Origin of the sequence: Nitrospira sp., from assembly GCA_030653545.1 — a bacterium.
Taxonomy (GTDB): Bacteria; Nitrospirota; Nitrospiria; order Nitrospirales; family Nitrospiraceae; genus Nitrospira_D.
This window is the reverse complement of the sequence record JAURZE010000025.1, coordinates 173975-195216: the sequence shown is the minus strand read 5'-3', so window position 1 is coordinate 195216 and position 21242 is coordinate 173975. Positions and strand designations below refer to the sequence as shown.

Sequence of the window (21242 nt, the reverse complement as noted above, 5' to 3'; positions counted from 1 at the left end):
AAGAAAAAACTAACAGGCCTGGAGATCGTGTCTTGTGCCGGAGACGAGACTTCGGCTATACTGCGCGATTGCGCCTCACTGTCGAGGCGCCTTTTTTTGACCGCGAGACCACAACACCATGACACAGCTACGCGCCCCTCACGACCGTCGCACCGATATTCGAAACATCGCCATCATCGCACACGTCGACCACGGCAAAACCACCCTGGTCGATGCGGTGTTGCGACAGACCCACGTCCATCGCAAGATCGACGACATGGGCGAGCGCATCATGGACTCGATGGATCAGGAACGTGAGCGCGGCATTACGATCCGAGCGAAAAATGCCAGCGTCGTCTATAAGGGCGTCAAAATCAATATCGTCGACACGCCGGGACATGCCGATTTCGGCGGCGAGGTCGAGCGTACGCTCCGGATGGTCGACGGCGTGCTCATCCTCATCGACGCCAAAGAAGGGCCCATGCCGCAGACGACGTTCGTGCTGCGCAAGGCGCTCGCACTCGGGCATAAGGCCATCGTCGTGATCAATAAGATCGATCGCCCCGATGCCGTGATCGACGACGTCGTGAATCGCACGTTCGATCTGTTCGTCCACCTGGGCGCCACCGACGAACAACTCGACTTCCCAATCGTCTATGCCGCCGCCATCAAGGGCCAGGCGACGTTGGATGTGAATAAGCCCGGGACAGACATTACGCCGTTGCTGGACACGGTTCTGGAAAAAATTCCCGCACCGGCCATCAATGCCGAAGCCCCGCTCCAAATTCTGGTCCTGGCGCTCGTTCAGGATCCCTACAAAGGCAAGATGGGCATCGGGAAGATTCAATCCGGCTCCATCGCCCGACGGCAGCCCGTCATGCTGCTCGGGAAAGACGGCGCCCAAACCCTCGGGAAGGTATCCGACCTGGCTGTGTACTCCGGCCTTGAACGGGTCGATGCCGATCAGGCGGCAGCCGGAGAGATCGTGGCTGTCGCAGGCCTCGATGAGGTGAGCATCGGTGATACGATCGCCGATGCGGAAAATCCGATTGCCTTACCCCGCGTGACGATCGATGAACCGACCGTCCAAATGAGCTTCTCCGTCAATAACAGCCCGTTTGCTGGACGCGAAGGAAAGTATTTGACGTCTCGCCACTTGCGGGATCGGCTCTTCAAAGAACTCGAAACGAACGTGTCCTTGCGCGTGCATGAAACCGACAGCGCCGACCGGTTCCTCGTCGCCGGCCGCGGAGAACTCCACCTCGGCGTCTTGATCGAACAGATGCGGCGCGAAGGGTACGAACTCCAGGTCTCGCAACCCGAGGTCATCGTCCACCGCGATGCCAACGGCAAAGCCACGGAACCGTACGAAGAACTCACGATCCAAGTCCCCGAGACCTACCAGGGGACGGTCATCGAGGAGATGGGGAAGCGCCGAGGCGAACTGCGCCATATGCGCCTCATCCATTCCGATGTCGGCACCAGCGAAATGCATCTCGAATACCATATCCCGACGCGCGGCATCATGGGCCTCAAGAACCTCTTGCTGGCCAAAACCCGCGGCACGATCATCATGCATCACGTATTTGCCGCCTATGAGCCGGCCGAAGAGCGGGATTTGATGGTCGCACCGCACGGTTCCCTCGTGGCGCACGAAGACGGCACCAGCACCGGCTACGCGATCTTCATGACGCAGGAACGGGGCACCATGTTCATCGGCCCGGGCGTCGAGGTCTATCGCGGCATGGTGATCGGCGAAAACAGCCGGGACGAAGATCTGGACGTGAACGTCTGCAAGGAAAAGCACCTCTCCAACATGCGGGCATCAGGAACCGATGAAGCGTTGGTGCTTACCCCGCCACGGGAGATGAGTCTGGAATTCGCCTTGGAATATATCGGACCGGATGAATTGGTGGAAATTACTCCGCTCAACCTCCGCCTGCGCAAACGGTTGCTCAATGCGGATGAACGCCGCCGAGCTAAGAAATCCGGTAAATAGCGAGCCGTCGACGATGCGTATCAAGAAAAAAATCCCCAAGCCGTCAGCCAAACGCCCGCCGCTCTATTTCATCGGCTATCGCGGCACCGCGCCAGGACTCGATGAAATCGCGATCTGGTACGATCGCGAATACGGCGGCCCGCTTGCGATTCAACCGGAGGCTGGAGCGCCAGAGTCCTGGCAGGCCACCCACGGCCCCTGGTCCGCTCACGTCGTGATGCCCCTGCCGGCCACTCACACCGGCGATATCATGAAGAACCTGGCCTGGGAACACGACCAGATGGGAGCCGTCGCGCCGACACTCATGCCGAATCGGGATATGCCTGACCTGGTCTTGTTCGCGGCCCGCCTCGCGCGCGGCCTCACGCTGCTGACACAGGGCACGGCCTATGATGTCACCACGCAAGCGTATCTGAATCCCTCGGACTGGCAGAATCGAGCGATGACCAGCTTTCTGGCCGACGACCATGTCGCCATCGTGCACGACGACCAGGCCAAACCGGACCAGGTCTGGTGTCACACGATGGGACTGACCAAATTCGGCTTGGACGAGATCGAAACGTTCTATGGCAAAGGGATCCCCGAAACCGCTGCGAAAGACTTGCTGAGCGAGTCCGCCACGGAGTTGCTTCGCGTCGGGCAATCCCCCAAAGTCGGCACGGCCTTTCGCCTCCCGTTACTGGGCCGGACGATCCGGATCGTCAATTACCGCACCGCATCCCCTGCCGGCCGAATGATCGGGTTCCGTGAGCTCCAGGGATAGGCAAAACGCTTTAAGTTCAGCCTGTTACCGCTCATAGGCCTATCGCTGTAGGCCTTAAGGCCCGTTGACAACCTTTCAAACCACAAGGTACAAAGTTCAAGGTTTCCACAGGGGGTTCTCTCAATCTGAGACCTCAAATACGCCCACAGATAGCGATATTCTCATAAGGAGGCATAGCAATGAGTGATGTAGCCGCAGAAATTAAGGTCGGCGATACCGCCCCGGATTTTAACCTGAAGGACCAGGATCAGAAGGACGTGAAGCTGAGCGACTATCGCGGCAAGAAAAACGTCGTGCTGGCCTTCTACCCGCTGGACTGGAGCCCGGTTTGCCAGGGGGAGAACAAGTGCTTGACCGATGACTTCCCCAAGTTCCAGAACGCGAACGCCGAACTCTTCGGCATCAGCTGCGACAGCTTCTTCTCGCACAAGGCCTGGGCGGATTCCATGGACCTCAAGCACCGCCTGCTGTCCGACGTGCACCGGACTACGTGCAAGGCCTACGGCCTCTATTTCGAGCCGTTGAACTGCTCCAAGCGCGCCACCGTCATTGTCGACAAGAACGGCAAGGTGGCCTACGCAAAAGTGCAGGAAATCAAGGTTGCCCGCGAGGACAAGGATATCCTCGACGCACTGGCGAAGCTCAGCTAGTTTGTGAAACCGGAAGGGGAGGCGTTCGAGAGAACCCTCCCCTTTCATTTTGGGAGGCAGGATCATGGCAGGAACCGTCGAAGACGTCCGAGATGAGAACTACAAAGAGTTCACCGACAGTCCCGGTGCCGTCGTCGCCTATGGACTCGCCACCTGCGAACCCTGCAAGACCTATGACCCCATTCTCGAAGAAACCGCGGCAAAGTTTCCGGGCATCAAGGTCGGCAAGGCCAAGATGCATGTCCCTGGCCGCTGCCGGGAGATTAAAAAGACTCACACGTTTGAAACGTACCCCACGACGCACTTCTTCGCGAACGGCAAGCTCCTCCTGACCCGCGAAGGCGTGGTCGAGCCGGCTGAACTCGCAGCACTCATTTCAGATCACCTTACCAAGTAGCTCCCACAGCCTGCCTCGTTCTCCTTAGGAACAGACCGGAACCGACGAACTTCTTGACTCGTCCGGGGTCTGGTGTACTGTCGAGTCAGTCACGGGGCATGCACCGCCGGCGGCCTCGACACCTGTCATTGGAACGAACCGATGGCCTCTCCCTCTCACGCCTCCGGATTTCCGCAGTATGATGCGCAGGTCCTGCTCAATTCGCAGCCCGTCATCGTGACGGTCATCGACCCGTCGACACATCAGATCCAATTCCAGAACCAGACCGGGCTCAAAAAATTCGGCGATGTTGCGGGGAAATCCTGCTACGAGAAGATCGCCGGGTGCCGGACCCCCTGCGTTTTTTGCCGGATGCCGGAAGCGCTGACGAGCGACATGGTCGTCTCCAGCGAAGTTCCTCTGCCGGGCAACCAGTTTCTCCTCGTGCACTGGGCCAAAGCGCCAACGGTCGATGGCCGGACTCACATCATTGAAACAATTACGGATATTACCGAGCATAAGCGCACGGCGCAGGCGCTCCAACAGTCGCAAAAGATGGAGGCCATCGGGCGACTCGCCGGCGGTATCGCCCACGACTTCAATAATCTGATGATGGTGGTCATCGGCCATGCGCATCGGCTCCTGCAGCAATTGGCCACGCACCCGGCGAAACGAGAAATCGAGTTGATCAGCCAAGCCGGCCTCCGCGCTGCCGCTCTTACCAAGAAGCTTCTGACGTTCAGCCGGCGCCAGGTGTTCGAGCCCAAGGAACTGGACATCAATGCTTCCGTCAGAGAGATGGAATATCTGCTGCAGCGGATCATCGGTGAGCATATCCAGATGGTCGTCGTGCTCCATCCTGAAGCCGGACATGCCATGATGGATCCGGTCCAGCTCCAACAAATCCTTATGAATCTGGCCGTGAACGCCCGCGATGCGATGCCGGGCGGAGGGTTACTGAATATCGAGACCGATTGCGTCGACCTCGATGAACACTTCGTTCGCCTTCATCCCGGCGCGAGAGTAGGCTCCTTCGTCAAGATTCTCGTCCAAGACGCCGGATGCGGAATGGACCAGGAGACGCTGTCTCATATTTTCGAACCCTTCTTCACAACCAAAGGACCTGACAGAGGAACCGGCCTTGGACTGGCGACCGTCTACGGCATTCTCAAACAAAGCCAGGGCTACATCGATGTCACCAGCCAGCCTGAACAGGGGACCCGATTCACCGTGTATTTGCCTCGGGTCGAACAATCTGGCGCTTCGCTCGCGGCGACCCGATCCGCCATGGCGCCGATAACGACACGGGAAACCATTCTCCTCGTCGAAGACGATGACAGCATTCGCACGCTGATGGCCACCGTTCTTCAAGACCAGGGATACCACGTGCTGGTCGCCGGCGACGGCATCCAAGCCCTGCAGCAACTCCAACTCCACAAAGGTCTCTGTCATCTACTGGTAACGGATGTGATCATGCCTCGCATGAAGAGTACGGTGCTGGTAGAAGGCGTAAAAGCGATGCAACCGGAGGCGCGGATCCTCTATATGTCAGGCTATGCGGGAGAGACGCTGGAGACCAGCGGAATACACGAAGACACGCCCTTTCTCCAGAAACCGTTCCTCCCGACGACGCTGATCGACAAGGTACAGGAGCTTTTACGGAACGCTGCACCACGATGAGCCGGCTGATTACACCGATATCTACAGGCATTCCTGTACTGCCTGCAAATAAAACGAAAGAACCGTGCTACCCATGATCAATGCGTTTGACCAATCGATCACGCTTTTTGTAAACCAGTATGCTGGACGTTCGTGGCTGTTCGATTCACTTGTCGTCTTCCTGTCCGACCAAGACTTCCTGAAGGGAGGGGTCGCGCTGTCATTTTTTTGGCTTGCTTGGTTCCAAACCGGCGGGAATGTTACCGATAACCGACGACGACTGCTTGCCATGCTAGTGGCGTGCACCGTGGCCCTTACACTCGGGCAGATTCTCCAAGTGGGACTGCCGTTCCGCCTCCGTCCACTTCACACTCCGGAACTGGCGTTCACCTTACCTCTCACGCTGCCTCCCAAAAGCTTGGACGGATGGAGTTCGCTCCCAAGCGATCATGCCACGCTCTTTTTCGCGATCTCTACGGGGCTCATGTATGTCTCACGTTCCCTTGGCCTGTGGTCGTTGACTCACACCATCGTCGTCGTGTGCCTCCCGCGCTTATACCTTGGGCTGCACTTTGCCAGTGACCTGATCGTTGGAGCCCTCATTGGAATGGCAGCAAGCTACCTATTCTGCTCCCGAGAATATGGCGCCAACGCTGTTCAATACATTCTCGACTGGGGAAAACGGTTTCCCGCCGCTCTGCACGCCGGGCTGTTTCTTACAACGTTAGAGTTCTCGGCGCTATTTAATGATATTCGGGCCGTTGCGGTCTTTGCCCTCGCAACGGCAAAAGCCCTCATCGGCCGGTAACCAATCCCCTGTCCTCTACCCTCTTGATATCTCGGCGACGAGACCGCAGCCTGATATTTTCACGTACGCGGCTATTCACATCTCTATCTGGTGCAGCCCGACTCGTTGACCCTGGAAAGGGCTATTTCGCAAGCCGTGGTTTGGAGCAGTGCTCGTGCTGGATAAACCAACTGCTGACTTCCTTGCGCAAGACGGCAGTACAGAGACCGCGATCATGACCTTGAATCTCTCCGTCACGAACCATCTTGAATGCATAGTCGTAGGTTGCCCACGCCATGAAGCCAGAGAGCCTGATCTGAATGTCGTAAATCTCGCCAATGAAGCGCACCGGGCTGCCCTTATCCAGCTCGGCTCCATATTCGGCTAGCCATTGCTGAATAGTCTCGACCGTTTCCTTCTCCCCATCCTGAATACCCATATAGTCTCTGCTGTAAAACTGTAAGACCGCGGTAGAATCTCTAGTCCGTGAAAATTCACTGGTGGTTTTTGCGGTATCGATCAGGAGCGCGCGGATAGCCGCCTCATCGTCTGCCGCCCAGGCAGTACTCCCAATGAGCATCAGCAGCACACTACAAACCGCTCGTTTCACCAGACAGCCTCCTTCGAGCTGAAATCTGGCAGACCCCCGGATCGATCAATCTGCGTAGTCGAAGACTAGATCGCGGGTCTGTACCAGGCGGACATTCTGGAGCTTCCCGCCGGGCAGCGGGCTGACGAGACGATCCCAGATCGCCTTGGCAAGCTGCTCGGCCGACAGCCTCGTCACCCCTAGGACCTGCCCCAAGTGATGTCCATCGAAAGGCTGCACCACCTTCTCCTGCACCAGACGGTCCAGCGCCCCAATATCCGTCACCATACCGGTGACCGGATCGATGCCCCCATGGACCGATACGAAGCAATCCCACGTATGGCCCTGGAGGCCATCGAGCAACGCCGTAAAGGAATACCGGCGGGTGACGCTGGCCGCATCAAGCCCGCCGGACGCCGTGATTTCCGCATAGAGATCCTCGTCTTCGTAGAGACGAATAGTATCCAACGTGCCGATATCCGATTGCGCGGCCAGCTTTGTCCAGAGGACGCGCGCGATGTTCTCCGACGTCGGGATCCGGTCGCGAAAATAGGGCAGGTCGAGGTTGAAGTTCATATGATCGAATTCTTCGATCACCGCGAGCAGCACCTGCTTCAGGTCGAACAAGTTGATGACCATGCCGGTCTTGGGATCCACCTCGCCGGAGACGGTGACTTCCAGCATGTAATTGTGCCCGTGCGCAGGCGCGTTATAGCAGGGGCCGAAGACGGCGCGGTTCTTCGCCTCATCCCACTCGGGCTTGATATAGCGGTGAGCGGCGGCGAATTCGATTCGTTTGGTCAATAAGACAGATGGCATTACCCCTCCAGATCCCTGAGCCATTCTTCACGCATGCTGCCGGGAACCGGCGCGTCCGCCTGATACACACCGTGGTGCACGGAGAGTGTCACCGGCACACGCAAATCCGCCAGCACGTCCTTTACCGAGGGCGGCACCAGGAAGCGCACGAAATGCACGGCGCTGATTTTCGTCTCGTGGCTATGGCCGCCTTCGAACTCGGCGTAGAGACGCTCCCCGCCGATGGTGATCGCCACCTTCCGCCCATGATCCAACCCCATGAAGGCATCGAGCCATTCTTTCATTCTGGCGTCGTCGGTGATTTCGATCAACAGTGTCGCGCTCAACTCGGCCGTTCCAGGAAGCAAGGCATTGTACACATCCAGCTCTTCCTGGACTTTGGCCGGATCAAAGATCTGCTCGACGCGAATCATTTCCTGGATCTGAAACAGGAGCGTCTCTCGATTTTCAAACACCAGCGTGATCAGAGGCCCGACCGAGATCCGCCGCCGCTGCTTCAACTCAATAATACGGGCACGAAACCCTTCGCGTTGCCGCTCGTAGTCGGCATACGGAATAATATCGCTGGAGATCAACGCATTCATGACGGCAGCCCGTAGGCATCGCGAACGATCTGTATCGGGTGCTTGGTCGCGGTCCCTCCCACATGCCCCGTCGCTCCGGCTTGATCCAATTGCAGCCCGGCTAACGGACAGTCCGACGCCACAAGGTCGGCCGGGGTCTGCTCGATTGCGCGCACCGCCTTCTTGGCAATGGTCATTGAAAGCGGGAAGAATTCCGTTTTTGCCGACCAGGATCCGTCGTGGCCGGAGCATTTCTCAATCACCTCAACCTGCGCCCCGGCACATTCCATCAGCTCCTTTGATTTGAAGCCAATATTCTGATCGCGAAGATGGCAAGGAATCTGATAGGCCACCCGGCCTGGGTTGCTGACGAAATCCATGGCAAGCGCGCCTTCCCGCTTGAGTTTCATGAGGTACTCGCAGACATCGAACGTCCGCGCACTAACCTTCTTCGGCTCTTCACCGCCAAGCAACTCTGGATACTCGCGTTTCAACATCAAGCTGCAACTCGGCACGGGCACCACGACATCGTACCCCTGTTCGACCCAGGGGAGCAGCGACCGGAGATTCGCCTGAGCCGCTTTCTGCATCGCGGCGGTGTCCCCGATATCGAACGAGGGCATCCCGCAACATTGTTGCTCCGGCACCACCACCTGAACGCCGTTCTTTTCCAAGACCTGCACCGTGGCCTTCCCGACATCGGACGCCTGATAGTTCACCAAACAACTGGCAAACAGCGCCACTTTCTTTTGCGGCCCCGGCAGCGGCGCGGGTATCGGACGGCGCTGAAACCAACGTGAAAACGTCTCCGTTGAAAAATGCATGATCTTTCGGTCGCGATGAACTCCTACCGTCATTTCCATGAGCCGGCGCACGCCCCCAAGGCTCAATGCCCAATTGGAGAGCCGGGCTGAGATCGTCGAGAGCCGTCCAATGAGATCGGTCTGGATCAGCAGCCAATCCCGCCAGCGCACGCCCCGTTCGGCGGCATACCGCTGCTTCCACAGCACCATGAGCTTCGGGAAATCCAACGCGTACTGATGCGGCGGCGTGTAGGGGCAATGGTTATAACAAAGCTTGCAGTAGTAGCACTCATCCACCACCCGCTGATGCTCGGCCGACATCACCTTCTCAACATGGCCGTCATGCCGGTCAATCCCGTCGAGGAGAGTATTAAAGGACGGGCACAGATTGAAACAGCGGCGGCAGCCGTCGCAAATCTCATAGATGCGCAACGTATCTTTCGCAAGCTGAGCGGAATCAACCGGCTGGATCAGACTTAGGCCTTTCACGGCTGGTATTGTCTCCTGTTGATCGGATGGAAGACAAGGCGGAAAAGACGAAGGGTGGATCGGACCTCAGCCCGACCCACCCTTCCTCAGAATGCCTGTGCCTGATTAGCCTTGCTTCAAGCTATCGAGACCCTTCTGGAACCGGTTGGCGTGCGAGCGCTCGGCTTTGGCCAGCGTCTCGAACCATTCGGCGAGTTCGGCGAATCCTTCATCCCGCGCGGTCTTGGCCATGCCGGGATACATCTGGGTATATTCGTAGGTTTCCCCTTCGATCGCCGACTTGAGGTTGGCTTCGGTATTGCCGATCGGCACTCCGGTGGCCGGATCGCCGACTTCCTTCAAGAAATCGAGATGGCCGAAGGCATGGCCGGTCTCGGCCTCTGAGGTATCGCGAAACAGTCCGCCGACGTCGGGATAACCTTCGATGTCGGCACGGCGCGCAAAATAGAGATAACGGCGATTGGCCTGCGATTCGCCGGCAAATGCGCCCTTCAAATTATCGTGGCTCTTGGTCCCCTTCAAACTTTTCCCCATTGAGTCCTCCTTCTATGACGACGAATTACGATGGTTCGTGGTGATCACCCTCTGCATTGACAGTACGGCGTATAACATAGCTCGCGCGTGGGGTTCAACGGTTGATCTGGCTTACCGCGCGGCGGTCCACTGGGGAAGCTCGGCCTGCATCTCGGCCAGCGTCTTATAGGCTTGATCTTTCTGGGATACCAGAGGATTCACGGCCGGCCAATCGATCGCCAGCTGCGGATCATTCCATCGAATGCCCCGTTCGTCCGATGGATCATAGTAGTCCGTGCACCGATACATGAATCCGGCCCGCTCGCTCAACACACAAAACCCGTGGGCATAGCCTGGTGGAATATAGAGCTGCCGGCCGTTCTCGGCCGACAATTCGACGCCATTCCAGTGGCCAAACGTCGGCGATCCTTTCCGAATGTCGACCGCCACGTCGAACACCCGCCCCTCCACGACCATCACGAGCTTCCCTTGTGGACGACTGAGCTGATAGTGCAAACCCCGCAACACATTCGCCTGCGACCAGGAAAAATTGTCCTGCACAAACGCCGCGCCGATACCCGCGTCTCGATAGCGCTCCTGATGATAGGTTTCCACGAAGGCCCCGCGCGCATCGCGCCAGAGCGTCGTTTCGATCACCAGGAGACCTTCCAGCGGCGTCGCGCTAACCTGCATGCCCGCCATCCGGATCGACAATGTCGGGCGCGTCAGGGTACAGTTGCTGAAGGCGATCGATCAACGGCTGGGCCTCGGGCGTACTGGACCTCGAAGGAGGACTCGGCGGATGATCCCAGGTAATCGTCGTAATCCCGGCATCGCCCAGGATCGATTGGATCGCTTCCAGGCAGGCATCCAACGTGAGATCGTTCCCATGGCGAAGGTCCAACACGCGCTCGTGTTTCGAAACCGGTGGCGGTCCTGTATGAACCAGCGCCCAACAGCGCTCAAAGAGCTCGTCTCTCAGAGGCTGGGGGATGTTTAACGTCGGGAGGTCGGAGGTGCAGAGCGCCGAGACAAACAGCACAAATTGCAGGTCCGGCATGCCGGGATTATAGATATCCAAAGATTGCATGATGGCGCTATTATCGGGATGCGGCTCGACTGAGTCAACGCCTACCCGTTACGAAAAAATCCCATCTGAACACACGCGAACGTAAGGAGCGGCACCAATGGTCACCATTACCCTGACCGGGCAACTACAAACAGCCGACGGCGAGCGAGACATGGCCTGCGAGATTCCCACCTCGCTCACTGTTCGGCAAGTCATTCAACGCCAAGGCTTTCAACTCCGACACTTACTGCAACTGCTGCGAGAAAAGAAAGTGCTGGTCACAATCAATAAGCGCATCGCGAGCGAAGACTCTCTCGTGCAAGATGGCGACGCGATCAGGCTGGTCGGCCATGACGGCATGGGCGGGAGCGGTCTGGCACCCTCGCATTCCTGAAAAAGAACTCTGGACGGCACAAATACAAAGGGCTGGTTCCCCGTCTGGAGAACCAGCCCTTTGTCATGTTGTCGTCACCTGCAGCGGATGAAGCCCCAGAGAACTCATGGCGCTGCACCGATGCCGGACGGAAACCCCTCGATTACTTCTTTCCGAGGATTGCGTCCTTGGCCACCTTCGCGACGCGGAACTTCACCACCCGCTTGGCCGGGATCTTGATCGGCTCACCGGTCTGTGGGTTCCGGCCCATCCGGGCTTTGCGGTTCGCCAACACCAACTTGCCGATGCCAGGCACCGTGAAGACGTTCTTTGCTTCACGATAGGCCAAGGCGGCAAAATCGTCCATCATTTGGACAGCGGCCTTCTTGGTCATACCGGCTTTTTGGGCCATGTAGTCAGCGATCTGCGACTTCGTCATTGATTTTGCCATTCGGGAACCTCCTTAGAAAGTGAGAAGAAGAAAACCACAAATCGAATGTTGACTCGCCTCTCTTGAAACACGCTGAATTGAGAATCGTTTGGCGAAAGGCCCTTCAACAACACTCCCACCATGAAAACCCGCGAGAGTGTAGCCAAGAGTCCCCAGGCTGTCAACGAGAAAAACACAGGCCAGGCGTGGGGAAATGCCTACAGTGCCCTCTTGCAGTTGCCTGAGACCCCGGCGTAAAGTAGCGAAACGTCTCAGGCCGGAGGTGCCGGACACCTCAAGAACACGGGCTCCAGTGAAAGGATCATCATGGGCAGGGAACTTCCAATTCTTCCCGCATCTGCGCAGGCGGACTCATCGGAACAGGCTGAAAACTATGTATATTCTCGCGTGTTCTGCCAGAAAGAGAATTCGCCGCCGCTCCGACTCTTGATCGATTTTTTGAAAGCCCGCGGTCAGACGCCCATCGTCCCGACCAACATTGATGACGCGGCTCTCGATGAGTGGGCCTGGGTACAAATTTCCCTGGGCTATCACCGAGACCGGAAGCCGGTTCAATTATTTTGCGTACGCGATCGCGGCACCTATCAAGACGTCTTCGGCCAGGAACAGACTCAATATCGTGATCTGCTGACGGCCTACGAAGACATTGAAGCCCAGCTCGCTCTCGAATTCGTCAATCGCGCACAGTTCATTCTTACCACCCGCTTTTCCAAAGACGATATGACGGATGAGGGCTACGATTTCAACGGGTGGATTCTGGAGTTCTACCAGGAACAGTGCAACGGGATCGTCCAGATCGACGACCAGGGCTTTTACTCGCCCAAGGGCGACCTCATTGTCGATATGGCTCCACAGGAAGAGTAGCCGGTTGTGTCGAATCGACCGACCCCGATCACCAGCCTCTCCTCGCTCCCTGAAAAAACCTCACGATGGTTCGAACGAGCCGCGGCAGCCCTCTTAGAACAGCTGCCCTGCCGTCAGGGCTGCTGCCATTGCTGCATCGGCACGTTTCCCGTCACGATTCTCGATCAGCAGCAGCTTCAAGAAGGACTTGCCCGGCTTCCGCACGCACAACGCCAGTCCATCCAACAGAATGCTCAGACTCAGGTGACGGCAATCGAAGCTCGTTTTCCCCGCCTCTCTTCGTCACCGATGCTGGACAACTGGCCCGACCGTCTCACCGAGCAACTGGCTGAAGAGTTCCAGGATCTGCCTTGCCCCGCGCTCACCTCCGAGGGGGACTGCGCAGTCTACGCCTTTCGGCCGCTCACCTGTCGCTCGATGGGTATCCCTCCGGACCAGGACGGATACGTCGAAGGCGCCTGCGACATCCAAACCGCTATCCCGATCATTCGCCTGTCTTCTCCATTTCGAGAAGAAGAAGACCGGCTGGCCGGAGAAGAGTCTCAACAACTGACCGCGCTGCACCGAATGCAGCAATGCCAGGGAGAAGAGCTCCTACTCCCCTATGCCTTCCTCCCCAAAAAACACCCTCTCGCCCATCTTCACACCGCCTAGACAGAGACTTTCGCCCTATGGTAAGGTGCCAGTCCTTGCTTACGGGAGCGCCTGTAGCTCAGCTGGATAGAGCATCAGCCTCCGGAGCTGAGGGCCACAGGTTCAAATCCTGTCAGGCGCACCATCAGCAAGCACAGACAAGGATCACGACTGCACAAAGACCTTCGCATCGCACATTCCTAGGTGGGCCGTTAGCTCAGTTGGTAGAGCAGCTGACTCTTAATCAGCGGGCCGTAGGTTCGACCCCTACACGGCCCACCAAAACACTCCGCAGTCTTCTCCAATCATTCTATTAGAGCCTCATGCTGACAAAGCCGCCAGGCACGGCGGGAAATGGTCACCCATGCCCGCTATAGCTCTCACCTTGCCCCCTAGAAGCGATACTGGATCCCCAGGGAGGTATTGGTATTGAAAAATTCTCGGGAGGTCACGTTCGATACGCGCTGCGATCGCTGCACGCCCAGTGTCATGATGGCAGCAGGTGAGAGGCGGTATTGAAACTCGGCAGAGCCTTGGTGAGTCGTGTCCACAACTCCTCGATTCGAATCACCCGCAATCTCACTCGTAAATTCCTTGCGCCGATAGGCATACCCCACCATGAATGAAAGCGGTTCGGCGATCTGAACCGTGGCGCCAATCGACGTAAAGTGCTGGCGGTAGGAAACGTCGTCTCTGAATTGGGTCTGCTCGCGGCCATCGGCCAGGCCCTGTTCAAACAAATAGGCCAGACTGAGCGTGACCCGCGACATCACCAGCCACTCCACCTGTGGCCCGGCGCTCCAGAAGGCGGTATCGCGCTCGGCAAAGACGTCGTTAAATTGTCGCAGGCCATACCGGGCAACCAGCGTCCCGATCAACGACTCCGACAGCCGTCGTTCCACCTGCACTCGCCAAATATGTGAGGTCACCCGCTCTTCTTCCGGAAGACGGAGGCCGGTCCGGCGCTCCGTATTGGGGCCGAGAAACAGATTCGGGACAAACCGGTACCGGATCAGGATGGAGGTATCGGCATCCAGCGCCTGCTTCACCTGTATACGGTAATTACCGTGATTGAAAATCGGATTGTCCGTGAAGACGAAACCCGCGGCTTTTAGCGACACCTCCGTATCGCCGAGATTCGTCGGGCGCGAGCGGTGGCGTAGATCGATCGACGGTTCCCACACCACATCGCCGGCCTTCTTGACGGACACGACCGTCGGCTGACTGGGGTCTTCAGCCAGCGCCAGACGCCGCGAGGAGGAAAGTTCAAACACATTGTCAGTGTAGAGCACTTTGGTCTCAGCGATGGCAGACCATTCCGCTAGGGCGCGGCCGGGAAGACTCATCAAGGCAAGGAGAAGGACTGCGCTGAAGAACAGATAGCGGGAATACGGCCGGGCCATACCGATCAGATTAGGGCTGCCCGAAGGATCGCACATACAGCAGGACATGCCAGGCTTCTTCTTCGGTGAGAACCAGGGGAACAAATGAAGCCATATCGGTCCCCGGGCTCCCATTCTTGAGAATCCAGATGAGCTCACCGTCCGTGCGGGCGGCCTGCCAAATCTTGTCGGTGAAATTGCGCGGGAGCTTGCCGACAAGGCCAGGAATATCACCCAACCCCTTCCCCTCTTTCCCATGACAGGTCACGCAAAACGCCTTGCCCTGAAACAAGGCCCGCCCCTTGTCGATATTCTCAGGCGTCGCTTCAAACGGATTGATCCATGTTCTGGCCTCATCAATCTTATCGGCCGGCACCCGGGGCTTGAGCACCGCCGCCTCAGTGGCGGACGCCACCGCGGGAGCTTGTCCGATCATGACCATGATAGACAGACCCAGCAACACCCAATGTCGACAACCCTGCGCCATCATGGCACCCCCTCAGCGATGGAATCCGGCCTATGCAGTGAAAAAACGTGAGGGGGCCAGCCCACATCAACAAGGACGGGGCTGGCCCGATCAACGATCGTCTACTTGTCTGAATGCCCAGGGAACTTGTGCCCGAGTGACTGCGGGAAGCTCACCGTGCCGTCCGGGAATTCCAGCCCATGCTGCCACAGATGATAGATCACGCCATCGGTCCCGGCGGCCACTTCGGCCACCTTCGCGGCTTGATCGGCCGGCATGTCGAGAATCTGCACGCGGCCCGTGGCAATCTCGACCTTATGATCGTGGAAATGACGGTGCCACTGGATGGCTGGCAACTTTCTGGTCAGATCTTTTGAGACGAAATACTCAATCGCGACGAGCTTCGCCTTGGGATCTGTGGAGTCGAACAGAAGACATTGAAGAATCTTGTCCGATATGCCTTTGCAATAGTGATGGAACGGTCCGCCCGGTTCCCCGTTTGCCATCAAATGAGGAGCCTGTACATGGATGTCGAACCCTTCAACCGGCGACTTCGGTTCCCCGCTTATCGCCTTCTGCGGCGCCACTCCGGCACAGCCGATGGCCGTCACCGCAATCATGACTAACAATCCTTTTTTCATCACTTGCGACCTCCTGATTTGGGGTTGGAATATGGCACAACACGGATGCGACCTACTGATCCTCCTTGAGCGTTCACCCTACTGAGAGCGGAATCGACAGAAAAGGATTCGAAAAACTATCGCCCGAAGCTCCAGGCCAGTTTGCATGACCTGATGCGCGGAACAGCTGAAAATCGCTGCAGAAAATCCTGCACACTCGTGCGCGTGATTTATCACAATCGACAAGGGTCAGATAGAGCAAAATAGAGCAAGTCCGCTAGAGACAACCCGGAAACGAGTTGTTGGCTTACGCAGAAGAGTCTAGTCCTAGGAAGATCGAACGGGCGGGGTCGATCGCGAGGGAGTGATGAGTTTCTGGGCCGGCTGAGAGACGGCACCCTGCGCATCCATCATCTCGAACATGAGGCAACATTTCAATCGTCCGCAGACGCCGAGCAGCCGGGGATCTTCGACCTGCAGCCCCATTGTTCTCGCCTGCTTCACGGTCACCGGCTTGACCTCTGTCAGAAAGCTGGTGCAACAGAGTACCAGTCCGCATGTATCGAGTCCGCCGAGTCGCCGGGCTTCCTCCCGGACACCTACCTGGCGCATTTCGATCCGGCCGCCAAAACGCCTGGCCAGGTCACGCACGAGCTCGCGGAAATCGATACGATCGTCTGCGGTATATACGAAGGTCAGTTGCCGGCGCTGGAGCGCGCCATAGACCTCGACCAGCTTCAACCGAAGCTTCATCTCACTGGCCTTCGCCCGGCAATACGCCATGGCCTCGTGAGAGAGCCGCTCAAGCCGTGACACGAGCGCAGCATCTTCCCCGTTTGCCTTGCGCAGAATCGGCTTCAATACGCGCATGGGCGGAATAAACGGAGTCGCGTAAGGCGCGGTGTACACCACACCGTAGGTCACTTCGCCGTCGGCTTCGAGCAACACACGGTCGCCGACCCGCAAAGGCAAATCCCCGGCGTCAAGCTTTTTGACCTCCCCGCGATCCCGGATCTTCACTTCGGTCAACCGGACCGATTGGGGGTAGGCCTTTACCATCTCGTCGATTGTGACCTGATTCATGGCTCGCATGATACACGAGTTCACCCTGAAGGGAAACCGGCGAAGAGGCGGTCGCGCTAAACTGCCGTTGCGATTCCCAGCACCAAAAACTCTCCTAAGCCATTGATATGGATAATATATTAGAGCATCGTCGCACTGAGGCTTTGTGGTAATGTACTAGAGTCGACTCGGCTGAATGAGTGAAATGCAATTCCCCCGATACTGTGGACTGATAAAGGAGCCGTTCTCGCATGATACGAATTCCGACGAGAGTCGTCCTCCCCTTCGGCTATCAAATTTCAATCCGCCAGCTGACGGATACTGAAATGGATAAGCGCGATGCCAACGCCGATGGCATCTGGGATGACGACAACAGAACGATTTATATTCGAAAGCGCCTCCCGATGACCAGGCGCCGCTATATCCTCGCGCACGAACTCGGACATGCCTGGCTGGACTGGCAACATCGACATCTCGACGAAGGAAAGGCGAGCACCTGAGGCCAGGCAGAATCACCCGTTGGCCAGCTTCAGAATGTATTCCCACTCCCCTTTCGTGACCGGCTGAACCGACAATCGAGAACCTTTCTGCAACAACGCCATCCCCGCGAGCGCCCTCTCCATTCGCAGGGAGTCGAGAGAAATCGGCGCATCAAAGGTCCGGACATAGCGGATGTCGACCATGTCCCACCGGGGTGCCTTGGGATCGCTGGCAGGATCGAAATGCTTGTGGCGCCGCTCGAACTGGGTCGGATCGGGATACGCCGTAGCCGTGACCTCCGCGATTCCCACGATAGCCGGAGGATTCGCGTTACTGTGGTAGAAGAACACCTGATCGCCCGGCTGCATCGCCCGCATGAAATTTCTGGCTTGGTAGTTCCGTACCCCATCCCACGAGGTCGTGCGCTTCGGCGCCCGCGCCAGGTCCTCGATCGAAAACACCAACGGTTCTGATTTCATCAGCCAATATTGCCTTGGGTGCGACATCCCTGACATCCTCTCTTGGTCAAATCTCCCACGACTGCTATGCTGCACGTCCTAGCGACCCCCCTCATCCCTAAGGAACGTCGATGGAACTGACCCCATTTTTCTTCGGCCTCTATAAGCTCGTCAAGTATGGTGTCTATCCCCTGACCTGGATCCTCGGTCTCTCGGGACTGGTCCTGCTCTTCGCCTGGCTTCCCTTCTCCTCCGTACGACAGCGCCGCCTCCGCCTGAGCGCTATGGCTCTGGTCACCCTGCTCCTCATCCTCACGTCTCCACTGACTGCGCACGTGCTTGTAGCCGCGCTGGAAGGCGAACACCTTCAGTCAGGCCTTCCGGGGCCAATCGCGAACGGCACCATCGTGGTGTTGGGTGGCGGACTGCGAGACGCCGGCTCGCTACGCCCCGGGGTCGAACTGACGGAAGAATCCATGCGGCAAACGGTCTGCGGCGCCGATCTCTACCGTCATGGCATCGCCCCATCGCTGCTTGTGACCGGCGGAGACGCCCGCGTATTTGGGGCAGGGCCGGCCGAGGCGACGGTCCTGAAAGAATTTGCCACCCGCCTCGGAGTCCCCGCAACCGCTATCATCACAGAAGACCAGGCCCGGACAACCTACGAAAATGCCACAAGAACGAAAACGCTCCTCGGCGACCGCACATCGATAATCCTGGTCACCTCCGCAACCCATATGCCAAGAGCGGCGGCGCTATTCCGCGCGCAAGGATTCGACGTCATCCCCTTCCCTTGCGGATTTCATGCAAGAAACCGGGTCACGGATGGCTGGGACACCCTCTCCATTTTCGATGTGCTTCCCGCCACATGGGCCTTCCGGGAAGTATCAGAAGCGATCGAGGAACTCGCCGGCATCGCCGTCTACCGGCTCGCGGGAAAGCTCTGAAAGCCGCACCCCCGTTTCGACAAAAGCCAGAAACGAACGGCACTTGAGGAGTCGACTCATCCCTCAGCTCCCCCCTCACCCTGCGACAAGGCCCGCCCCCGATCCTCAATAAACGCCAGCAGCGCACGATACGTCAGCTCTCTGGTTCTCGCTTTACTCCCGGCTTCGGATCCTACATTGCTCTCGACATAGACTCGATCGGTCAAAAATGTGCTCGCCTCATTGCAAAGCCCCCACATGTCATGAAGAAAGCCCTCGGGCAACCCGACCTGCATCCCTTCAGACTCGATGCGATCATCAAGGAGCGCCAACAGATCCGAAATGGCATGGTCAGGCCAATAGGCAGAGGCGGAAAAGCCAAACCGTTCCTGAGCCAAGGTCTCCTGCCGGGCCTGCTCCACCAGATCCTGCATATACTCTTTCAACAAACCGATCACATGACCAGAAAGCATGCCGCCATTATCGGCATTCCGTGGAGGAGGAGCAAGGACGCGTTCCGGTTGACCCTGCGCCAAATGCTTCTCTATGATGCAAACCACTCGACAACATAGAGACCCGATGACCGAACGATACGACATCTCTCTGAACACCCCGGCGGGACAACTCACCAGTGCGGTCGATGTGCCCACTGGCTTCGTGCCGGTCTCGGCGATCGTGCCGATGATGCGGCGGCTGGGAGAAGAAGCCCAGGCCCTGGAAGAGCGCCGAAGCCGCGAGGCGGGACGTGCCATCTCATGCCAGAAAGGCTGCGCCGCCTGTTGCCGCATGCTCGTGCCGGTCTCAGCCCCCGAAGCCTTTGCGCTGCGCGCCTATGTGCAGACCTTGCCGGAAGCCGAACAGACCCGCCTGACTCAGCGGTTGGCCGTCACGCGGACGGCCCTGCTGGCCCGCGGACTCTGGAATAATTTGATCGAGATGGGTGAATCAACGAAGCCGCCTGACGACACGGCGCTGGAGCCGATCAATCGCGCCTATTATGCGCTGCGGCTCCCATGCGCATTTCTCGATCAGGACATCTGCACCATCTACGAGCACCGGCCGGCAGCCTGCCGCGAATTGCTGGTGACCTCACCGGCCGAGTGGTGCCAAGACCCGGCGGAACATCCCATTGATGCCTTGCCGGTTCCGGTGCGGATCGGGCCGGTCCTGAGTCTCTTGTGGGGCGAACTGACGGAGCAACCGCCGACGCTGATCCCCCTCGCGACCGCGCTCGATTGGGCCGCCCGTCATGAGCAGGAGAATCAGCCGCGCTGGCAGGGCACCCACATCCTCGATCGCGCGCTCGACAAAGTCTGGCGGTTCCTCAGCCAGGCGTTTCAACAGAAGGAATGACCTGACACACCACCGTAAAGGAGAAGCTCGAATGCAGAAGCCTGTGATTGCCTGCTTGGATTTGGAAGGCGTGCTCGTGCCGGAAATCTGGATCAATGTGGCGCTCAAGACCGGAATCGAAGAACTCAAGATCACGACGAGAGAGATGCCGGATTATGACAAGCTGATGAAGCGGCGGCTCGCCATTCTCGATGAGCACAAGTTGACCATCGCCGACATTCAGAGCGTGATCGATAAGATGGGGCCGCTGGAAGGAGCGCCGGCATTCGTCACCTGGTTACGTGAGCGCTGCCAAGTGATTATTCTCTCGGACACCTTCTATCAATTCGCGTTGCCGCTCATGCGGCAGTTGGGCTATCCCACGCTGTTCTGCAACCAGCTTGAAATCGACGGAAGCGGCCGCATCGCGGCGCACCACATGCGGATGCCGAATCAGAAAAAACATTCCGTCGCCGCCTTCAAGTCGTTGAACTTCTTCACCATGGCCGCCGGCGACGCCTACAACGACACCGCCATGCTGGGCGAAGCCGACGCCGGATTCTTCTTCCGGCCGCCCGATCATCTGCCGAAAGAATTCCCGCAGTTTCCGGTGACCCAGACCTATAGCGAACTGCAAGAGAAGTTTGCGAAGGCGGGGAATCTGAAGTAGCGTTCAGCCATCAGCAATCAGCCTTCAGCTGAAAACAGAACAAAGCCGATGCGGGACTTCAAGAAGCTCAAAGTCTGGGAAAAGTCTCACGAGTTGACCTTGGCAGTCTACAAAGCCACAGCTTCATTCCCAGGTCGGGAGTTATTTGGGCTTACTAGTCAGATGAGACGTTCAGCAGCATCAATACCGGCGAACATTGCCGAAGGCTGCGGAAGAAGTGGCGAGCCGGAGTTAGCCAGATTTTTGAGAATATCCCTTGGATCAGCTAGCGAGCTTGAGTACCACATTATCCTTTCAACTGACCTGTCCTACATTAACAAGCCCACGAGCCATGATCTAGCCAAACAGGTAGCGGAGGTCAAACGAATGCTGACCGCTCTCATTCAAAAACTGACGGCTGAAAGCTAATGGACAGCGCTTTGGTATTCAGCAATCAACCAGAAACAACTGGGATCAACAGCTGCTTC

At 57.7% G+C, this 21242-nt stretch carries 28 protein-coding genes and 2 tRNA genes; 16 read left to right on the top strand and 14 right to left on the bottom strand.

Features of this window, described 5'->3' with window-relative positions; translation table 11 throughout:
• Positions 1–118 precede the first annotated feature (118 nt).
• From typA to Q7U39_12660, 6 genes are all read left to right on the top strand, one after another.
• Complete coding sequence (typA, locus tag Q7U39_12685; protein MDO9118808.1) at positions 119–1978, top strand: translational GTPase TypA; 1860 nt, start codon at positions 119–121, stop codon at positions 1976–1978.
• 13 nt (positions 1979–1991) lie between these two features.
• On the top strand, positions 1992–2741 hold the full coding sequence (locus tag Q7U39_12680; GenBank protein ID MDO9118807.1) for a hypothetical protein: 750 nt from the start codon (positions 1992–1994) through the stop codon (positions 2739–2741).
• Positions 2742–2920: 179 nt separating this feature from the next.
• Positions 2921–3391 carry a peroxiredoxin gene (locus tag Q7U39_12675; GenBank protein MDO9118806.1) on the top strand — a complete coding sequence of 157 codons (471 nt, stop codon included), beginning with the start codon at positions 2921–2923 and terminating at the stop codon, positions 3389–3391.
• 64 nt (positions 3392–3455) lie between these two features.
• Positions 3456–3788 carry a thioredoxin family protein gene (locus tag Q7U39_12670; GenBank protein MDO9118805.1) on the top strand — a complete coding sequence of 111 codons (333 nt, stop codon included), beginning with the start codon at positions 3456–3458 and terminating at the stop codon, positions 3786–3788.
• Positions 3789–3929: 141 nt separating this feature from the next.
• Positions 3930–5447, top strand: coding sequence for an ATP-binding protein (locus Q7U39_12665; GenBank protein MDO9118804.1), 1518 nt, complete (start codon positions 3930–3932; stop codon positions 5445–5447).
• 73 nt (positions 5448–5520) lie between these two features.
• Positions 5521–6234, top strand: coding sequence for a phosphatase PAP2 family protein (locus Q7U39_12660; GenBank protein MDO9118803.1), 714 nt, complete (start codon positions 5521–5523; stop codon positions 6232–6234).
• Between the two features lie 121 nt (positions 6235–6355).
• Here Q7U39_12660 and Q7U39_12655 read toward each other — a convergent pair whose 3' ends face one another.
• From Q7U39_12655 to Q7U39_12625, 7 genes are all read right to left on the bottom strand, one after another.
• Complete coding sequence (locus Q7U39_12655) at positions 6356–6823, bottom strand: nuclear transport factor 2 family protein (GenBank protein ID MDO9118802.1); 468 nt, start codon at positions 6821–6823, stop codon at positions 6356–6358.
• A gap of 45 nt (positions 6824–6868) precedes the next feature.
• On the bottom strand, positions 6869–7621 hold the full coding sequence (locus Q7U39_12650; GenBank protein MDO9118801.1) for a 6-carboxytetrahydropterin synthase: 753 nt from the start codon (positions 7619–7621) through the stop codon (positions 6869–6871).
• Complete coding sequence (locus Q7U39_12645; GenBank protein MDO9118800.1) at positions 7621–8205, bottom strand: DUF3501 family protein; 585 nt, start codon at positions 8203–8205, stop codon at positions 7621–7623. The genes Q7U39_12650 and Q7U39_12645 overlap by 1 nt, the downstream gene beginning before the upstream one ends.
• Positions 8202–9476: a heterodisulfide reductase-related iron-sulfur binding cluster gene (locus Q7U39_12640; protein MDO9118799.1), complete on the bottom strand. Its 1275-nt coding sequence runs from the start codon at positions 9474–9476 to the stop codon at positions 8202–8204. The genes Q7U39_12645 and Q7U39_12640 overlap by 4 nt, the downstream gene beginning before the upstream one ends.
• A gap of 105 nt (positions 9477–9581) precedes the next feature.
• Entirely contained in the window at positions 9582–10010 is a 429-nt protein-coding gene (locus Q7U39_12635) for a rubrerythrin family protein (GenBank protein MDO9118798.1), read from the bottom strand.
• Positions 10011–10121: 111 nt separating this feature from the next.
• The gene (rfbC, locus tag Q7U39_12630; GenBank protein ID MDO9118797.1) at positions 10122–10682 is read right to left on the bottom strand and encodes a dTDP-4-dehydrorhamnose 3,5-epimerase; all 561 of its coding nucleotides are present in this window, start codon (positions 10680–10682) and stop codon (positions 10122–10124) included.
• On the bottom strand, positions 10672–11079 hold the full coding sequence (locus Q7U39_12625) for a hypothetical protein (GenBank protein MDO9118796.1): 408 nt from the start codon (positions 11077–11079) through the stop codon (positions 10672–10674). Before Q7U39_12625 ends, rfbC begins: the two co-directional genes overlap by 11 nt.
• A 97-nt stretch (positions 11080–11176) precedes the next feature.
• On the opposite strand from Q7U39_12625, the gene Q7U39_12620 reads away from it, so the two are divergent.
• On the top strand, positions 11177–11452 hold the full coding sequence (locus Q7U39_12620; GenBank protein MDO9118795.1) for a MoaD/ThiS family protein: 276 nt from the start codon (positions 11177–11179) through the stop codon (positions 11450–11452).
• Positions 11453–11594: 142 nt separating this feature from the next.
• Here Q7U39_12620 and Q7U39_12615 read toward each other — a convergent pair whose 3' ends face one another.
• Positions 11595–11882: an HU family DNA-binding protein gene (locus Q7U39_12615; protein ID MDO9118794.1), complete on the bottom strand. Its 288-nt coding sequence runs from the start codon at positions 11880–11882 to the stop codon at positions 11595–11597.
• A 306-nt stretch (positions 11883–12188) separates the two neighbouring features.
• On the opposite strand from Q7U39_12615, the gene Q7U39_12610 reads away from it, so the two are divergent.
• The 4 genes from Q7U39_12610 (at position 12189) to Q7U39_12595 (ending at position 13661) form a co-directional block, all read left to right on the top strand.
• Complete coding sequence (locus tag Q7U39_12610) at positions 12189–12746, top strand: hypothetical protein (protein ID MDO9118793.1); 558 nt, start codon at positions 12189–12191, stop codon at positions 12744–12746.
• A 6-nt stretch (positions 12747–12752) separates the two neighbouring features.
• The gene (locus Q7U39_12605; GenBank protein ID MDO9118792.1) at positions 12753–13400 is read left to right on the top strand and encodes a YkgJ family cysteine cluster protein; all 648 of its coding nucleotides are present in this window, start codon (positions 12753–12755) and stop codon (positions 13398–13400) included.
• A gap of 47 nt (positions 13401–13447) precedes the next feature.
• A tRNA-Arg gene (locus tag Q7U39_12600) sits at positions 13448–13524 on the top strand.
• A 61-nt stretch (positions 13525–13585) separates the two neighbouring features.
• Positions 13586–13661 (top strand) — tRNA-Lys (locus Q7U39_12595).
• A gap of 110 nt (positions 13662–13771) precedes the next feature.
• Here Q7U39_12595 and Q7U39_12590 read toward each other — a convergent pair.
• The 4 genes from Q7U39_12590 to ricT all read right to left on the bottom strand — a co-directional run bounded on the left by Q7U39_12590 (position 13772) and on the right by ricT (position 16930).
• Positions 13772–14830 carry a hypothetical protein gene (locus tag Q7U39_12590; protein ID MDO9118791.1) on the bottom strand — a complete coding sequence of 353 codons (1059 nt, stop codon included), beginning with the start codon at positions 14828–14830 and terminating at the stop codon, positions 13772–13774.
• Positions 14793–15251 (bottom strand): cytochrome c, encoded by a 459-nt coding sequence (locus tag Q7U39_12585; GenBank protein MDO9118790.1) that lies wholly within the window; start codon positions 15249–15251, stop codon positions 14793–14795. The genes Q7U39_12590 and Q7U39_12585 overlap by 38 nt, the downstream gene beginning before the upstream one ends.
• 98 nt (positions 15252–15349) lie before the next feature.
• Complete coding sequence (locus Q7U39_12580; protein ID MDO9118789.1) at positions 15350–15868, bottom strand: DUF1264 domain-containing protein; 519 nt, start codon at positions 15866–15868, stop codon at positions 15350–15352.
• Between the two features lie 306 nt (positions 15869–16174).
• Positions 16175–16930, bottom strand: coding sequence for a regulatory iron-sulfur-containing complex subunit RicT (gene ricT, locus Q7U39_12575; protein ID MDO9118788.1), 756 nt, complete (start codon positions 16928–16930; stop codon positions 16175–16177).
• A gap of 230 nt (positions 16931–17160) precedes the next feature.
• Between ricT and Q7U39_12570 the strand changes: the two genes are divergently transcribed.
• Complete coding sequence (locus Q7U39_12570; GenBank protein ID MDO9118787.1) at positions 17161–17409, top strand: ImmA/IrrE family metallo-endopeptidase; 249 nt, start codon at positions 17161–17163, stop codon at positions 17407–17409.
• A gap of 12 nt (positions 17410–17421) precedes the next feature.
• Here Q7U39_12570 and Q7U39_12565 read toward each other — a convergent pair whose 3' ends face one another.
• On the bottom strand, positions 17422–17868 hold the full coding sequence (locus Q7U39_12565; GenBank protein ID MDO9118786.1) for an EVE domain-containing protein: 447 nt from the start codon (positions 17866–17868) through the stop codon (positions 17422–17424).
• 110 nt (positions 17869–17978) lie between these two features.
• Here Q7U39_12565 and Q7U39_12560 point away from each other — a divergent pair, with 110 nt between their 5' ends.
• Positions 17979–18794, top strand: coding sequence for a YdcF family protein (locus tag Q7U39_12560; GenBank protein MDO9118785.1), 816 nt, complete (start codon positions 17979–17981; stop codon positions 18792–18794).
• A gap of 56 nt (positions 18795–18850) precedes the next feature.
• Here Q7U39_12560 and Q7U39_12555 read toward each other — a convergent pair whose 3' ends face one another.
• Positions 18851–19309, bottom strand: coding sequence for a hypothetical protein (locus Q7U39_12555; protein MDO9118784.1), 459 nt, complete (start codon positions 19307–19309; stop codon positions 18851–18853).
• A gap of 43 nt (positions 19310–19352) precedes the next feature.
• On the opposite strand from Q7U39_12555, the gene Q7U39_12550 reads away from it, so the two are divergent.
• Genes Q7U39_12550 through Q7U39_12540 form a run of 3 tightly spaced genes read left to right on the top strand, consistent with a single transcriptional unit; the run spans position 19353 to position 21183 of the window.
• Positions 19353–20126, top strand: a complete 774-nt coding sequence (locus tag Q7U39_12550; GenBank protein MDO9118783.1) for a YkgJ family cysteine cluster protein — start codon at positions 19353–19355, stop codon at positions 20124–20126.
• 31 nt (positions 20127–20157) lie between these two features.
• Positions 20158–20775 (top strand): bifunctional phosphoserine phosphatase/homoserine phosphotransferase ThrH, encoded by a 618-nt coding sequence (gene thrH / locus Q7U39_12545; GenBank protein ID MDO9118782.1) that lies wholly within the window; start codon positions 20158–20160, stop codon positions 20773–20775.
• Positions 20776–20823: 48 nt separating this feature from the next.
• A complete protein-coding gene (locus Q7U39_12540) occupies positions 20824–21183 on the top strand; it encodes a four helix bundle protein (GenBank protein MDO9118781.1) in 360 nt (119 codons plus the stop codon).
• The last annotated feature ends 59 nt before the right edge of the window (positions 21184–21242 follow it).